At 49.8% G+C, this 16,406-nt stretch carries 13 protein-coding genes and 1 tRNA gene; 3 read left to right on the top strand and 11 right to left on the bottom strand.

Annotated elements, in window-relative coordinates; all coding sequences use genetic code 11:
• Positions 1 to 171 precede the first annotated feature (171 nt).
• Positions 172 to 483, top strand: a complete 312-nt coding sequence (locus ACM1PF_RS12400) for a hypothetical protein (protein ID WP_416674888.1) — start codon at positions 172 to 174, stop codon at positions 481 to 483.
• A 252-nt stretch (positions 484 to 735) separates the two neighbouring features.
• Entirely contained in the window at positions 736 to 3,393 is a 2,658-nt protein-coding gene (locus tag ACM1PF_RS12395; protein ID WP_416674886.1) for a GAF domain-containing protein, read from the top strand.
• A gap of 7 nt (positions 3,394 to 3,400) precedes the next feature.
• On the opposite strand, the gene ACM1PF_RS12390 is transcribed toward ACM1PF_RS12395, so the two are convergent.
• From ACM1PF_RS12390 to ACM1PF_RS12375, 4 genes are all read right to left on the bottom strand, one after another.
• Positions 3,401 to 7,354, bottom strand: coding sequence for a WD40 domain-containing protein (locus tag ACM1PF_RS12390; protein WP_416674885.1), 3,954 nt, complete (start codon positions 7,352 to 7,354; stop codon positions 3,401 to 3,403).
• A 352-nt stretch (positions 7,355 to 7,706) separates the two neighbouring features.
• Complete coding sequence (locus tag ACM1PF_RS12385) at positions 7,707 to 8,744, bottom strand: hypothetical protein (RefSeq protein WP_416674883.1); 1,038 nt, start codon at positions 8,742 to 8,744, stop codon at positions 7,707 to 7,709.
• A 157-nt stretch (positions 8,745 to 8,901) separates the two neighbouring features.
• Positions 8,902 to 9,078, bottom strand: coding sequence for a hypothetical protein (locus tag ACM1PF_RS12380; RefSeq protein WP_416674881.1), 177 nt, complete (start codon positions 9,076 to 9,078; stop codon positions 8,902 to 8,904).
• A 43-nt stretch (positions 9,079 to 9,121) separates the two neighbouring features.
• Positions 9,122 to 11,755 (bottom strand): chloride channel protein, encoded by a 2,634-nt coding sequence (locus tag ACM1PF_RS12375; protein ID WP_416674880.1) that lies wholly within the window; start codon positions 11,753 to 11,755, stop codon positions 9,122 to 9,124.
• A 203-nt stretch (positions 11,756 to 11,958) separates the two neighbouring features.
• Between ACM1PF_RS12375 and ACM1PF_RS12370 the strand changes: the two genes are divergently transcribed.
• Positions 11,959 to 12,171, top strand: a complete 213-nt coding sequence (locus tag ACM1PF_RS12370) for an acetyltransferase (protein ID WP_416674879.1) — start codon at positions 11,959 to 11,961, stop codon at positions 12,169 to 12,171.
• A 12-nt stretch (positions 12,172 to 12,183) separates the two neighbouring features.
• Here the strand turns inward: ACM1PF_RS12370 and ACM1PF_RS12365 are convergent, their stop codons facing one another.
• From ACM1PF_RS12365 to ACM1PF_RS12335, 7 genes are all read right to left on the bottom strand, one after another.
• On the bottom strand, positions 12,184 to 12,714 hold the full coding sequence (locus ACM1PF_RS12365; protein ID WP_416674877.1) for a hypothetical protein: 531 nt from the start codon (positions 12,712 to 12,714) through the stop codon (positions 12,184 to 12,186).
• A 224-nt stretch (positions 12,715 to 12,938) separates the two neighbouring features.
• Positions 12,939 to 13,154 (bottom strand): hypothetical protein, encoded by a 216-nt coding sequence (locus ACM1PF_RS12360; RefSeq protein WP_416674876.1) that lies wholly within the window; start codon positions 13,152 to 13,154, stop codon positions 12,939 to 12,941.
• Positions 13,151 to 13,420, bottom strand: coding sequence for a type II toxin-antitoxin system VapC family toxin (locus ACM1PF_RS12355; RefSeq protein ID WP_416674874.1), 270 nt, complete (start codon positions 13,418 to 13,420; stop codon positions 13,151 to 13,153). Before ACM1PF_RS12355 ends, ACM1PF_RS12360 begins: the two co-directional genes overlap by 4 nt.
• Positions 13,321 to 13,575 carry a hypothetical protein gene (locus ACM1PF_RS12350; protein WP_416674872.1) on the bottom strand — a complete coding sequence of 85 codons (255 nt, stop codon included), beginning with the start codon at positions 13,573 to 13,575 and terminating at the stop codon, positions 13,321 to 13,323. Before ACM1PF_RS12350 ends, ACM1PF_RS12355 begins: the two co-directional genes overlap by 100 nt.
• 213 nt (positions 13,576 to 13,788) lie before the next feature.
• Positions 13,789 to 13,862: transfer RNA gene (locus tag ACM1PF_RS12345), tRNA-Pro, on the bottom strand.
• A 198-nt stretch (positions 13,863 to 14,060) separates the two neighbouring features.
• The gene (locus ACM1PF_RS12340) at positions 14,061 to 15,047 is read right to left on the bottom strand and encodes an NAD-dependent epimerase (protein WP_416674870.1); all 987 of its coding nucleotides are present in this window, start codon (positions 15,045 to 15,047) and stop codon (positions 14,061 to 14,063) included.
• Between the two features lie 328 nt (positions 15,048 to 15,375).
• A complete protein-coding gene (locus ACM1PF_RS12335; RefSeq protein WP_416674869.1) occupies positions 15,376 to 15,624 on the bottom strand; it encodes a hypothetical protein in 249 nt (82 codons plus the stop codon).
• Positions 15,625 to 16,406: the final 782 nt, after the last annotated feature.

Below are 16,406 nucleotides of genomic sequence, written 5' to 3'. Positions count from 1 at the left end.
GCCAGTTAATTCAGCCTATTGGATCTAATTGGCTCTAGCTGGCTCTAGCTGACTCTATTGGATACACCTCAGCTTCTGTTCATTTCCAGTGTTAATCTCCAGGTTGTGCATTGCCGCATAGGGTGCAGTTCATACTTCCAACTGCAAATCGCTATTTCGTTAAGTATGGTCTTGAACAACTCACAGCCTACCAATCCCCATCGGCTCAATCCGGATCGATCGCCCAGTCGAACACTACAGTCCCTTCATCTGAGCCAGGAGTTTGAAAAACTCGCCCTGTTCATTGCTCAGACCTGGAAAGAGGAGCATCCAGACGCACGACCTGATTCTCTAGAGGATTTTGAAGCCTGCGTGCAATATGTCACAACGGAACTGGCAATTGCAGGCAGAGCGGTGGGTGGCGTTACTGGACTGTCTCTTCTCTGTGGAGAGGCTTCTAAGGCAGCGCGATCGGTTTGTTGGCGCGTCCTGGCTTCAGAATAAATTTATTATCGCTGTTTAGTAATTTATACGGTTCATTACTCATACCGTTTGTAGTTTATAGAGTTCGTTGCTTGTGCAGAGTGGGATTGCAAAGCTCGTGACAATCCAGTTCATCATTTGTATGTTTTATCGTTCGTTAATCAAGTTTTTAAATTATCTGTCCTTCGTATAGCTTTTAGTTCATGCGGTTTGTCCATCAGATAGTTGTCATTGGTGCAATTTGTGTTTGAGTCGTTTTGTCAGGTATCAGGTATGACTTCCGAAAATAACCGAGATCGGGTTCAGCACTGCTCTCTTGATCCAGCCTATTCCTTGCGGTGGGCCGCTTTATCTACCCTTTTCCTGCCCCTTACCGCCGAGGCTTCCTCCGCCCAACCGTTCCATCCTCCAGCATTGGACACTCATCAACCTTCGGTTCAGTCGGCTCAAACCTCTCCTCAAACGATCGCAGACCATTTTATCCAACCCGTTCTCGAGGTTGAGCCGATCGCCCAACCCTTTTTTACTAGTGCGTCTACGGGTTTTTCTCCTGTCAATCAACCTGTTACGCTGGCCACCGCTGGCACAAACGAATCAGATAACCACTTTCAGTTTCTCTCGGTTTTAGCCTTGCTGTCCTTAGGTTCTGCCGCTGTGGCGATGTCGTGGATGCGATCTCGTCGCATGGCTGAACCCCTGCGCGAATTATCAATTATTGCTGAAAAGGTAGCATCTGGAACGCTGGATATGGTTACGTTACCTGAAACAAATACTACCGATATTAATACGATCGTGCAGTCCATTAATACCCTCAGCAGACAAAATAAAAGATTGCAAAACGAACAGGACATTATTACTCAATACACTCAATTAATTGCAGAAGTGACCAGTGCTCGCATTGTTGATGAGCAGGATGTCAAAATCGTCTTTAAAAAAGCATTAGAACAGGTGCGTCATATCCTTGGAGTCGATCGTGTTGTAGTTTATCGCTTCAAACCAGACTGGAGTGGATACATCGCCAACGAAGCGGTTGCAGCCGGACTACCTCGTACGTTGAATGAAGCGATCCAGGATCCCTGTATTCCTGAGGATTTACTAGAAGCCTACAGGCACAATCGCGTCTGGTTCACCTCAGATGTGATGAATGCCGGATTGCATCCCAAGCATCGGGAACTGATGGAACGCCTGAAAATTAAGGCCAATCTGGTCGTTCCCATCTTGAATGAAGGCCAGTTGTTTGGTCTGCTGATTGCCCATGACTGCACCCAAACCCATTCCTGGGAAACAACAGAAATTAATATCCTTAAGCAGTTGGCAATTCAATTAGGAGCCATTCTCGATCGCCTCTCCCTACTCCAGTCCAGGGAAAAGGAAACCAGACAATCGCAGGTGCTCAAGGATATCACCCTGGAAATGGCGCAGGCAGATACACTAGAGTCTGTCTTTGCTAAACTGCCCGTTACAAAAATCCGACTCGCCCTGGGAGCCGATCGGGTGATAATTTATCAATTTGATGCTGAGTGGAAAGGGACGATCGTTGCTGAATCTGTCGCAGCAGCCTATCCCAAAGCCCTGGGTGCTACCATTTATGACCCCTGCTTCGCTGAAAACTACGTAGACAAATATCGGGCTGGACGAGTGCAAGCTACGTCTAACATCTACGCTGCTGGACTGACGGAATGTCACCTCAGACAACTTGAACCCTTTAACGTGCAGGCAAATTTAGTTGCCCCCATTAAGCAGGGAAGTCGGCTCCTGGGATTGCTGATTGCCCATCAATGTTCTGGAGTCCGGGAATGGGAAGCTCAGGAAATTTCCTTTTTCTCGCAGGCGGCAGCGCAGGTGGGGCTTGCCCTGGAACGGGCTGATCTGATGGAACAACGGAAATTAGCCGTTCAGCAGGCCAAACTTTTGGCGGAGGAGCAGCGAGCGCAGCGGGAAAGCTTGCAAAACCAACTGATCGCCCTTTTGGATGATGTAGAAGGGGCCGCACGGGGGGATTTAACTGTACGTGCAGAAGTCACCAGCACCGATCTGGGTACCGTTGCAGACTTTTTCAATTCCATTGTTGAAAGCTTGCAGCAGATTGTTGTGAATGTAAAAGCTTCTGTTTTCAAGGTCAGCAATTCCATCAGCGATAACCGGGAGTCCATTCGTCAACTGTCGGATACTGCACTGATGCAGGCTGAGGAAATTCACCTAACGCTGGATTCAATTCAGCAGGTCATTACCTCGATCGATTCAGTTGCCAAAAGTGCCCAGACCGCTTCAGAGGTGGCAGAACAAGCCTCCAAGACTTCAGAAGTGGGCAAAACAGCCGTCGATCGGGCGGTGCAGAACATCTTGAGTCAGCGAGATGTGATTGGTGAAACGGCGAAAAAGGTGAAACGGTTGGGCGAATCGTCGCAGGAAATTTCCAAGGCGGTATCGCTGATTGAGCAAATTGCCCTTCAGACGAACCTGCTGTCTATCAATGCTGGGATTGAAGCGGCCCGGGCGGGGGAAGAGGGACAGGGATTTGCATCCGTCGCAGAGGAGATCGGCAAACTGGCAGCACAATCAGCGGCAGCAACACGAGAAATTGAAGACATGATTCGATCGATTCAGCTTGAAACCAGCGAAGTTGTGGCCGCCATGGAGCGCAGCACCCACAAAGTTGTGGAGGGAACCCATTTAGTTGAAGATGCCAAGCGCAGCCTGAATCAAATTTCAGCGGTTTCCCATCATATTGATGAACTGCTTCGATCGATCACTGAAGCCACCATTTCTCAAACCCAAACGTCCCAAACGGTGACCAACCGGATTCAGGGTATTGCCCAGGTGACAGAGCAAAACGCGAACGCTTCGCGGAAGGTAGCGGCTTCCCTGCAACACGCCATTGATGTGGCCCGGGAACTTGAAGTCTCCGTGGGTATGTTTCACGTTGATTGAGATGGGCTCAAGGTGCTCGATCGACCGCTCCCAGTTCCAGTAGGGTTGCCCGTTGGACATCCGATAGTCCTCTTGCTCCGGTAATATCCATATCCGTGCAGAGTCGATCGGTCTTCAGCGTTCTTTGCCATGCCCCTGTGGCCACCTGCCAGAGTTTGATTTCTCCATCCCGGTCGCTGCTGGCGATCGTTTGTCCATCCGGGCTAAAGGTGACTGCATGCACCCCCCGTTGGTGCGATCGGTTGCCCAGGTTCACGTCGGCTAGGATCTGGTACTCCCAGGTCGCCAAATCCCACAATCGCACTATGCCAGCCTCATTACCGCAGGCCAGCAGGGAACCATCGGGGCTAAAGGCGATCGATTTAATTCCGCAGGCATTGTCTCCATCGTCGGAGTCCGTTTGCAGGATTTGAATATCTTCTCCCCGCTGGACATCCCAAATTTTGATCACAGCAGCATCACTGCCACTCGCTAGCAGGGTTCCGTCTGGACTAAAGACCACCGATCGAATCCGATGCTGATGCTTATCCAGGGAACGCAACCATTCCCCTGTATGAGCATTCCATACCATCACCACCTGATCATCTCCACCACTGGCCAACAGAGGAATGTCAGGATTGGGGCTAAAAGCGATCGAGCGAATCCAATGTTTGTGTCCGCGCAGCGTTCGAGGGGCGATGGTGGGTCGATCGATGTCCCACAGGTGAATGCATTGATCATCTCCGGCGATCGCCAGGATTTTGCCCGTCCAGTTGAACGCAACGGTGCGGATCCAGTGAGTGGTATAGGAAAAGGTCTGGAGGCAATGACCCGATCGCAGATCCCAAAGTTTCACGGTGCAATCATCACTGCCGCTGGCCAGAACAGGTAGATGGTTGGGGCCGTATTGTCCCAATGCCAGGGTAGTAATTCGTCCGGTATGTCCTACCAGTTGGGTGGGTGGATTGGATTGATTAATGTCCCAAATTTGAATCCGATGATCATCACATCCACTGATCAAAAGATTGGGAGCAGTAAATTTTAAGGCTTGAATGCCATTGGTAAAGCCTTGCAACTTTTTCACTGGAACATTAACTGAACCAGAGCGACTGAGATTCCACAATTTCAAGATCTGGTTATCATGACCGCTAATTAGAATTCGGCTGTTGGGCTTGAAGGCAAGGGATTGAACCCGTCCCATTCGCTTAGGAGAATCTCCCCCCAGCCGCAGGGTCGATTTTTGTTGTCGATCGCGGATCCAAATCGTGCAATCGTCTCCGCCACTGACCAGGAGCTTGCCATCGGGACTAAAGATCACCGCCCGAACGCGATCGGTATGTTCGGTATATTTCTGTTCCGGCTTTAGTTCGGATTCGGATACAAATTCCGGCTCAGAAATTTGCCCCGTCGTGAGGTGATCAAGCTTCCAAAGTAACACCGTCCGATCATCACTACCGCTGGCTAACCATTGACTATCCGGACTGAAGGATAGCGATCGGACTCGATCCGTGTGACCTTCCAATCGCTGAATACTTCTGCGTTGAGCCACATCCCAGAGAATAATCGTCTGATCATCTCCACTACTGGCCAGAAGTTTTCCATTGGGGCTGAAGGCCACCGTTCGCACCCGATCCAGATGGGAATCATTCGTCAGGGTAAAAGGCTGATCATCCAGTGAGACACTCCATAACTGTACGGAATAATCATCACTGCCGATCGCAAACAAACGACCATCCGGGCTAAACTGCGCAGTTCGAACCCAGTCCTTGCTGGATAAGGTGCGTAGGCATTGCCCGGTATGGACATCCCAGAGCTTTACAGTTCGATCGTTACTGCCGCTCACCAACATCTGGCTTTTGGGATCAAAGGCCACCGTACGCACCCAGCTATCGTGCCCCTGCCAACTGCGATATTTCACCACCAGTTTAGAGTGGGGAACAAACTTCCAGACGTGGATTTTTCCCTCCATATCTCCCACCGCAAACCACTGCGCTTTGGCATCACAGCAAACCGATAGGATGTCTGCGATCGGTTCTGTAAATACAGCAGTGCTCAACTCTGCATTGCGACAATTGACTCGGCGCAGACTGGTGTTTTGCAAGCAAGCCTGCCGCAAATCGAGATTGGCAAAGTTATAGCCCTCCAGAGCACTGAACCCTCGATCAGGGGTTGCCTGCTTGAGCCGACGTAGCAGGTTGATCACATTTCCAGCAGCATATCCAATCTTGAGCGCAGGAACCGCCTGAAGTCGTTGCAGCACAAATTTTAGTTGTTGTTCCACTGCCTCCTGACTACCGTAATCCGTCAGTAATCGATCGAGCATGGGCTGGATAATGGCTAAAATTTGCCGTTCGATCGCATCGTCTTCGGCTCTGGCTTGGATCAGGGCATATTGATTGAGTTCTGGTTCCTGATCGGCAGCAATGACCAGATCGATGTTGTTGAGATTATCCAGCAGTTGTTCAATTAGCTTTTCAATCAGAAACTCCCGAATCACGGGTTGTAGGGTGAATCCGGGTGGCTCTACTTCAATCAGCGATCGATCCTTCAGGGACTTCAAAAGCCCCAAGAACTTGCGTCGGACTTCCGGGGAAAGGATAGCATTCTGCAATTCCACATAGGACACAGGGGCATAGCTCAACGCAAGCCAGTTGAGAATCGTCCGCTCATCTTTGGGGAGGCGATTAATCTGCTCCTCAATCAAATCGTAGATGCTATCAAAAATAGTCTTACTGTGAATGGTTTTACCCTGGTAAGGAAACTGATTATGTTCAGAACTGACCGCTGCATTTCTACTCTGGCAGAGAAACGCGATGACATCTCCGTTAAACAGCTCATAAACAGCGGTGCTGGCCAACTTAATTGCCAGAGGATTACCACCGTAATGTTCAATCAGCTGATTCCAGGCTTGAATATGTTCCAGAACTGAAATGCTTTCGGAGTCCGCCGATTCGATCGCCGAACCAGGGAATCTTTCCTCGGCTGAATCGGCTGCTTCAAAGATCTGAAACCCTTTTACATCTACGATCTTCTGCGCATCCTCGACGCTCAAGCCTGATAATTTCCGGGATTTGACAAACAGCTTTACGCCCTCCATCAGAGCGACCTCATTCAGCTTTTCCCGTCCCACCAGCAGCAGGCAACTTTGATGGGCTTCTTCCCCAATATATTTAATCAGTTCGCCGTACTGTTCATACCCTTGGCGATACCGCCCAGCACTGCGTTGGGGAGACAAAATTGCCTCAACATCATCGAGTACCAGCAAACAGGGATACTGCCGCAGATAGTCCATCAATTCTGCAATACTGGCTTCGCTGTCTTCATTCAGTTTGGCGGTTTTTCCCGATAAAACATCGATTAAGTCGGCCAGCAGTGCGGTCAGGGTGGGAGCCTGTTTCAGCGATCGCCAGATGACAAATTTAAATTTAGACTTGACGCGCTCTACAAGCTTGACAGCTAAGGAAGTCTTACCTATTCCAGCGACTCCCAGCAGGGAGACGATGCGGCATCGATGATCAGAATCCGCGATCCACTGTTCTAATTTATTGAGTTCCTGATCGCGCCCAAAAAACAAATCGACATTTACTGCTTCTCCTAAATCGTAGCGTGGTTGGTTTGGAGCCTCGGAGGGAGCAGAATATCGATCGGGTGATGCAACGATTGTTTGGCTAACGGGAGGTTTTAAAGCACTGATCAAAGGAGTGTCTGAGTGTTTTTTTGACACTATCCGTTGAACCACATCACGGAAGTTTTTCTTATTGACTTCCAGATGAAAAACTCCACTTAACAGCTTCCAAAGTTTGGGGCCAACATCCCGTTTTAAATAATTAATACTGTACTCATGGGATTGCTCAGCGATCGTTTCGTAGGTTGCATCATTCCAAGCTCCAGTAAGAACGAATTGCTCTGCTTTGGTTAAGGGTCGCCCTTCTCGATCCAAGACAGCCTGGTTCAGGACGACATACACATCTTCAAACTTCATAACGGTTTAACTAACCTGATGTGTGCGGTGGTTCAGCATACCCTGAACTGTACAGACCCATCAATGCGAGACTCACCTCACACAAGTGAGACAAGCCTCTAAACAAGAACCTGAGACCTAATCCTATCGTAGTTGCGGCTCGAACACAACTTTGGGGTAGGGGGTCAGACCATACCTAAACTTCACATAAGTGAAGGAAGTTCAAACCAACCCTGGAACGGTCAAATTTTCCGGCGTTTTGGCTTAAAATCACTCCTTTAGTCCATCCTAAAATAATCGTTTTCTCAAACCTTATTCCTACAGACAGAAACATCGATCGCTTTACATACTGTATGCATTTCCCCCGACTTTTCTACCTGGGAAATGCCACCAAAATAAACAGAAAAAATACAACGATTAAGGCCAATGTTTGGTAGAAAAATTGTCGATCTTCCAGCCGTTTCGCTTCAGTCAGAATTTCTGCCTTTGTGTTCGACCAGGGTTCCGTTTGCGGCAGGGAATTCGCCCGTGCAATGGCTCGATCGAAATTACCTTGCTCTAAAGCCTGTTCCGCATCTGCCACGATCGCCTCCAGGGTCTGACGACGATTTTCCACGGCATCCTGAATCCTCTGGGACTGCTTGCGCCAGTAGGGATGGGTAATAGACTGCAAAGACTGGTCTGCGGCATCTAGTTCATCGGCACTAAACTGGGCTTGAGCCATGTCAAATAACTGACTTTGCGCACTCCATTCGCTTTGCATGCGCAGAATTCTGGACTGTACGGTTAAGTAGAGGGGATTGCTATCATCGATCGCTCTGGCAACGTGGATAGCATCATCGATTCTGCCTTCTCGATAGTAGTCCTCCATGAATGTCATCATGCGTTGAGTCGCCCGTCGGATAAATTGACTGACAGGTTCTTGGAGGGCGGGACTGGTGATTTCCTGGGCCAGGGAAATTCCCATGGCAAACTGACCCTGCACAAAGGCCAACTGATCAGCCTGCTTCAGTTTCTCTTGATCCCGCTGTTCCTCACAGCTCTGTTGGATTAATAGGCTGATTCGATGCTCCGGGAGTTGCTGAGTTGTTTCAATACAGCGATCGAATTCCCCCTGCTGGCGGTAGCGGCTTGCCTGGTTCAAGATTCTAGTTTCAGCCTGCTGTCGTTTAGCCATCCAAATCTGGTAAGACTGGAGCAGCAGGAGTCCGCTACCGGCTCCCAGAGAAGCGGTGATGCTTAAGGTGGACAGGTAGATAATCAGCTTTCTCCATCTCGATCGGGCTGGTGGTAAAGCCGTTTGCTGGTCGGCCCTGGCAAAAGGAGGTTGCTTGAGGTTGGAATGGGCAGAAGACTGAGTAAACTGGGTCGATCGCTCGGTTTCTGGTGTATGGGGAGAGTGATTGGTCATAATCCACCTGAACTGGTTAAACCATAACTTAATCAAATAATACCATACCTTTTTGGAAAGGAATGATCGATTGTGTCTCAGGGAAAAGACCCATTATTTGCTTTGGATAAATTCTATTTTCTTTCAGGAATACGAATTTAGTAATGAATTTAATAATCTAGAATTCTTGCAGAGCAGGCATCTTGACCACCCAGCCAGCATCGGCACTCCAGAAATTGCGTATCGTTGGGCTGTCTATCCTGCCTGCCCGATCGGGTTGCTGTACCGATGTTCCAGGTAGATGCCGTTCTGCAATCGAGTATGCTTCAGCATCAAATAACATAACTTCCGCCATACCTTCTACTGACCTGGTCAGAATTCCTGGCTGACAATTTGACCTACTCCAGGTTAGTAATGGGCCCGCGCACCAGAATCACCGTTCGATTACTTTGGGTGGCGATCGCCTCAGGAATATTGCCTTTAATCACCTGTTGCAGCAGCCCTTCCCGACTTGCTCCCAACATAATCACATCGCAGTGTTCATTCCAGGCCAGGCGAATAATTTCATCGGCAATGGAACCGCCCCAAATCGGTCTGTCCAGCACTGGGCACTTCAGTTGTAGAGACAAGTCCTGCACGATTTGTTGAAGCGGCTGGATTTCGGACATAGATGGTTTATGCTCGAAGACCTGACACACGCGCACATCGGCATAGTCACCCAGTTTCACAAAGGCGGGTAAAAGTTTCATCGCTTCCAGCACATTGGGGCCCCCTGCCACAGGAACTAACCAGTGGTTAAAGCGGACGGGTTCATGGAATTTCACTAGCATGACTTCACAAGCCGCCTGGCGAACAATCGTGTCTACGGTACTGCCAAAGACCCTGCCAGGAGTCGTGCTTCTGCCTTCCCAGCCCATAAATACCATGTCAATATGGCGTTCTTTAATGGTTTCCAGCATGGCCTGTGCCGGTTCGTGGGCAACTCGAATTTGCGTATGAATCGGAGCCTGAATTTCCTGAGCCAGTTTTTCCGCCTGTTGTAGCAGTCGATGGCTGATGCTGGTCCGAACAGCCGTTTCGGCAGGGGCTTTGCTCCGAGGAACGGTGATGACATGCAGACATTCCAGTTCGTAGTTCCGCTCGCGGGCAATGGAGCCAGCCAGGCGGAGGAGGGAGGGGGCAGTGCGGGGATTGCTGAGGGGAACGAGCAGTCGTCCAGTTCCGGTAGCTGGCGATCGAGTCTGGTAGATCACATAGGAGGGTTCCGGCTGAGGCCCAAAGCCTTTCTCACCGCTCAGTTGATCCACTTCCACCCGAATGATGTCTGCACGGGTGATGATGCCAACGAGCTTGGCTCCTTCGGTGACGGGCAATCGACTGAGCTTAAACCGATCGAGCAAATACAGGACATGGCTGAGCTGATCCTTTGGCGCAACCGTAACGGGCTGGGGAGTCATCACATCAGACAGGATAATATCCCCAATTTCCGCTGGACGACGGGCGCGATCGGAAATATCGCTTTGAGTCACGATGCCGACCAGCCTGCCATCATCCACAACTGGAAAACCGCGATGGTGCGATCGGGAAAAGGCTTGCTTTGCTTCATCCAGCGTCATCTGGCTGGAGAGGGTTTCCACTCGTCGCTGCATCAGGTCAGCGGCGGTCAATTCAGTTAAGGCTGTCCCCGGCGTGCTTCCTTCATCCAGGTGAATGCCATTCATTGCCAGGAGGCGATTGTAGAGAGAACCGGAGGCAAATCGATCGCTGAGTAAGTAGGCAATCACTGAGCCAATCATTAAGGGCAAGACCAGGTTAAAATCCGTCGTCATTTCAAACACAATCACGATCGCGGTAATGGGGCCCCGGGCCACAGCACTAAAAAACGCACCCATCCCTGCGAGTGCGTAAGTCGTCGGTGAGCTAACGCCAGCCGGAAATCCCAACGGCAGCCCCACCCAGAGTTCTAGCGCACCGGCCAGATGCCCAACCAGACTGCCCAGCGCAGCTCCTAATAATAAAGAAGGGGCAAACAAACCGCCTGGCGTTCCGGCTCCATAGGCAACCAGCGTCAGAACAAACTTGACGGTAAAGGCTAACAAAATCAAATGCCACTGAGTATCGCCAATGATGAAGGTTTCTCGGAGTCCGGCACTATCTCGAAACTCCGGAGGCAATAGGGTCATCACTAAGCCAGTAATGAGTCCTGCTAACCCCACTTTCCACGGCAGCCCCAGTTTCAACACCCGCCGATTGAAGGCCAGCCCGACAAAAATTCCGCGACTGAATAACGCTCCCAACAATCCCGCCAGTAGTCCCAAGATCAGCACAAACGGTACATCCTGCAAGGAAAATTCCGCCCGCGATGCCATCAAGTCCAGAGTCAGGCTAAGGCCCTGCCCCCCCAGCAAACGCGACACGACTGCCCCGACAAACGATGCCAGAATTGCGGTTCCTAAGGTCAGTCCTGAGAAGTCCTGCAAAAATTCTTCTACGACAAACAACACGCCAGCGATCGGTGCATTAAATCCCGCCGCTAAGCCGGCCGCCGCTCCCGCCGCGATCAATTGACGACGATATTCCGGGGAGGTGGGCAGCCAGTGGCTCAGTTGGGCCGCGAGGGCAGCTCCAATTTGTACCGTCGGGCCCTGCCGTCCCAGATTTAGACCCGAACCGATCGTTATAATTACGCTGATCATTTTGACGGCAGCCACCCGCCAGTTCAGGGGAATTGCCACTCCAGCCAGAACCGCTTTGACTTGAGGAATACCGCTTCCTGCCGCTTCAGGAGCCAGACGTTCTGTGAGCCAACCTGCGAGTATCCCACCCGTTAACCCAATCAAGGGCAGCGCGAGCCAGACCGGATACTGATGGGACAGATGCACTCGCCATCCCCCCAACCACCCAATGCCCTGCTTCAGGAACACAGCGGCTAAACCGGAAACCAACCCGATAAAGCAAGCTTCAAAAATCGTGACGTTTTTAGAGCCGAGCCGTAAATGTCGAAATTGACGAGGAACAGAGAAATGCCACATTCTAGCCAGGATTGCGCTTTCACATTCATATTGCCCGATCGAGGCACGAAATGGTGTGAGCTGGTTATGCAAAATCTCTGAGATGCCAGGCCCTTATCCCTTCGGGGGGATGTGAAAGGATTAGAAATATAGGAACTTGGAAGGAAAGATGCGGAGGGTTACGCTTCCGTTTGTTATTTTGCACGTTAGGTGAACAAGTAAAGATGTTTTTACAAACCAAAGATCACGGCATCCTCGTTGAAGTCATGGATACGACGGAGCTGATTGATCCACTCAAATCAACCATTTCTGGAAGAATTCAGGCAGGGCAAGAGGAACAGGATCCTGAAGAATTTGCCAAGGGTGATCTGGTTTTCCCCTCTGGTGAAACGCTGCCCCAATGTTGGCTCGATGCAGATTATCAGTCTCGCAACTGAGGTGCAGTAAAATCAGGTCAACAAGCTGATCAGGGCAATGGCTCCGATCGCAATCACCGCAAACGTGAGTCGCTTATTGGTGGCGCGCAGGTGGGCAATTTGGCTGGCAAGGGGTTGGAGGTCGGTTGCAACTGATTGTTGAAGTTCATGTTTCGCTTGTTCCAGCCTGGTTTCATCAGTTTCCAATGCTCGATGAATGGCTTGTAATTGCTCCTGGATAGCATCTATTCCTGCAAGGGACTCGATCTTTGCCATCAGGGGCCCAAGGTGAGTAATGACTTCCTGGGCTTGCTGAGTAGAGCGTTCCAGGAAAACTTGGCGAACTTGGAGTTGGTCTGCGGTTTCGGATAGATATTCCTGTGTGGTGGCCATCGCTGCCTGACCCTGACGCAATTCCTCTAATAAGTCCTGTGCTCCTTCATAGTCCTGGACAGTGGCTAAAAGTTGTTCCAGCCGTTGGTGGGCATTCTGAATGGTTGCCTCCAGGCTGGCTATAGCTTCTAAAGTTTGTAAATCGTTTGCTGTTTCCGAGGAATGGGTCATCACTCATTTTCCTTACTTCACAACTGGAGCCGATCGCACAATCCCTGATTCCGCAATGTTAGCAAGGGTGCGGGGCGAGTTAACAGTTGTCGAGCTGATTGACTGACAAAAGTTGTGTGCCCTCACCCCCAACCCCTCTCCCAAAGGGCGAGGGAGCTATTCACTTTTCCAGTTCCCTCTCCCGAGGGGAGAGGGCTAGGGTGAGGGCTTTTAGCTATGAGAGGCTAATCAACCTTTTGCTCCTGAAAAGCCTGTATCTTTGCTGCCAACGATGCAACCGTTTCCCCTGCAAACAGTTCCTCTCGCGTTTTGAGATAATCTCCTCCCTCCGCAAACCACATCGAAATCACCAGAGCTACCTTCGAGGGAGGCAAATGCTGCTGTAATACCTGCATTGCCTCTGCAACAACCTCTTGCTGCCTGGGAAGCTGAATGCTCATTCGTTCTCTCCTGTTATCTCTAAAACAAAACTCACCGGATTCACTACCTTCAGTTGCCCTGAATACCGTCGCACCAGACGATCGTCACAGGTCAAGAAGTAATCACAGCCAGAAGCCTCCGCACATGCCACATGCAACGCATCGATCGCCCCCAAGCCCTGACCCTCTAGCAAAGTTGCTCGCTGAGTAATCCCTTCATCGATTGCTTGAAACTGGCTTGCAAGCTGAAGACACTGCTCAACCCACTGTCGTCTGGGCTGTGACAATTTCTGCTATTTTCATAGGCGATCGCGGCTGAATTGACCAGTTCCACCTCCCCTGCTTCCACAAGCTGGAGAACCGTTCGCAATGCCTGAGTTTCCAGTGCAATGCGGGGTTGCGTCTGGTCATCAAACGGTCGGTTTAACACACTGGTATCCAAACAAATCCTCACTTTACGATTCCTCTAATCTCCTCACCTCCATCCGATCGAACTCCGGCACCTGTACAGGCAACGGCACATCCTTGTAAGAAGCCGAAACAATCACCTGCCCCTTCCCCGAGAGCATATGGACTATATGCGATCGATTGTCAGATGTAGCGATCGCATCTCATTTTTAACGATGACAAACAAAGTGCTATTCGATTACAAGAATCGGGATGACTGGATTCGAACCAGCGGCCCCTTCGTCCCGAACGAAGTGCGCTACCAAGCTGCGCTACATCCCGTAAAGGCAATCGCATCACTGCTTAGATCTCTTTCTAGATTATCTTCTAGAGCAAGTTGCCATCTAGAATTTTTGTCTAGAAAAGGTAATCTGTTGATGCAAACACCTACATCAGTTTAGCAGATCAAACAAAGGATAAATCTTAAAAACTGGAGTGGAAGCGCAGACTTTGCTCACGCTTAGAACTGGATTCCGGTCTTTAACTGCCATAATAGTCTTGATACCATGCAACAAATCGATTCATTCCCTCTTCGATCGGCGTATCGGGTTTGAAGCCGACATCCTGCATCAGGTCATCCACATCAGCATAGGTCATGGGCACATCACCGGGCTGCATCGGCAAAAAGTTTTTCTGAGCAGATTTACCCAGGAGTTGTTCAATGATTTCAATGAACTGAAGCAGTTCGACGGGTTGATGATTACCGATGTTGTAGAGTTTGTAGGGAACTGGGGCGATCGCATCTCCCAGAGCTTCTGTTTGGGGAAGATGATATAGCACCCGCACAACGCCCTCAATCACATCGTCCACGTAGGTAAAATCTCGCTTCATCTTGCCGAAGTTGTAAACATCGATCGGTTTGCCTGCTTCGATCGCCTTGACGAACTTGAAATAGGCCATATCGGCGGCCCAGGGCCCATAGACCGTGAAAAACCGAAGTCCTGTGATGGGTAAGCGATAGAGGTGACTGTAGGTATGGGCTATAAGTTCGTTTGCTTTTTTGCTGGCGGCATACAGCGAAATTGGGTGATCGACATTGTCGGTAGTGGCGAAAGGGACTTTAGGATTTACGCCGTAAACTGAACTAGAAGAGGCGAAGACGAGGTGTTTGGGTGGCGTTTGACGACAGCCTTCCAATAAATTGACAAACCCTGTGATGTTGCTGTCTACGTAGGCATGGGGGTTAATCAGGGAATAGCGCACTCCTGCCTGTGCAGCCAGGTTCACTACATAGTCAAACTGCTGAGATTGAAACAGTTGGGTCATTCCCTGGCGATCGCTCAAGTCCAGAAATTCAAAGCTAAAGCCAGGAAGGGCGTTCAGTTGGGCGAGCCGAGCCTGCTTCAGGTTGACATCGTAGTAATCGCTCAGGTTATCAATGCCGTAGACTTCTAATCCGTCGGCTAGAAGGCGATTTGCCAGGTGATAACCGATAAATCCAGCCACTCCAGTCACAAGTACCCGCATGATAGGCTCTCTCAAACGTTAAGGGAAAGGGTCGTTTGTTTAAATTACACAAGATTCTAACAACAAGCTTTCCCAAAAATGCTGGCGACGGCTCAGAATTTTTCATGCATGCCATCGCCCCGTTTGAGAGGAGCAACAATCTTCCCTGCAACCTTCCCTGCAACAGGGATAGACTCCATAGTGGGTGTATCCCAATTCTGCCCTTGCTTGAAAACTATTTCACTGGCAGGCAAGATGCTGCCCGAAGCCATCGCAATCCCTGGAGCAATCCCCGGAGCGCGGAGCTGTAGCGCAGTCTTCTGACCTGCCAGGAATACGTACTGATGCTCTATAAGGTCATCGATCGCACATAAATCCGCATAATTTCTCCGGGTTCTTTGGTGATGGCTTGCTGAATTTGGGAGAAGGGTAACGGACGGGACCAATCCTCAACTCGGCAAAAATCGCACTGATACAGACGAGCAATGGTCAATTCTACATCATTGGGTTGCCCGATCATCAGAATTTTCACGGAGCGACTCGCAGAGGAAAACAGCCGATCGCCCAGGGAAATTCGATCGATAAAATCTTGAGCCATATTCAGTTAATCTCCTTGTATTCCAGGGTTTGAAGAAACCCTAGAGACTAGCCCTCAGCTTTTTCAGACCATGCAAGCCGAGAGCATTGGGTGTTATCATCACCCTAGCCCGGACTAGCGCTATTAGTCTGTGGTAGGAGGTTGAGCGTATGCTTTGGTGGGCGACGCTTGACCTCCGTTAGAGAATTTCGTCTCTAGGTCGTCCAACTGTCCCCCAGGTTTGCGCAACCCAAAAGACAGCTATAGCTGAAGAGCGTAGCATCAATCGATCGGGCAAATCAAGTCAAAAATGTTACAGTTTGGCTTGCAATGTAGAAAAAGGTGAAAACGGATACCAGAGTTAGCGGTTGCGGTACAGGGGCATTGGGTGAGTCTAGAGAATATTGATAAGTTTGTTTAATTATAGTGTTCTATTTACCCTGTTTATAGTAATAGCACTACTCTGGACATTCCCAGAAATCCATCACCATAATAGAAAGCTATCACCCTGTACAAAAATCGGTGTATTCTATTTTGTTTCCCTGAAGTGCTGCCAAAAAACTGATTTTTGATTCGTACGCTCTGGTAGATGATGCAGCAATCGACAGGTTCAGAACAGTTCGGATTCGTAAAACAAGTGGAATAATCTTTTTGTTCCCAGGTGCTTCACTACGGTGTGTCTATCTCGGTTATTTTGAGTTCTCTACTTATTGCAGATAGACGGTTAAGGAATACGAGAATTTAATTATCTGGAATTTTTTTAGGGTGGGTAGCGTTTCGACTGATTGCCTCAAGCCCAACTT

This window comes from Egbenema bharatensis FJBBOT/2019, assembly GCF_048077055.1.
Lineage (GTDB): Bacteria > Cyanobacteriota > Cyanobacteriia > Elainellales > Elainellaceae > Egbenema > Egbenema bharatensis.
This window is presented reverse-complemented; position numbering and strand designations above follow the sequence as displayed.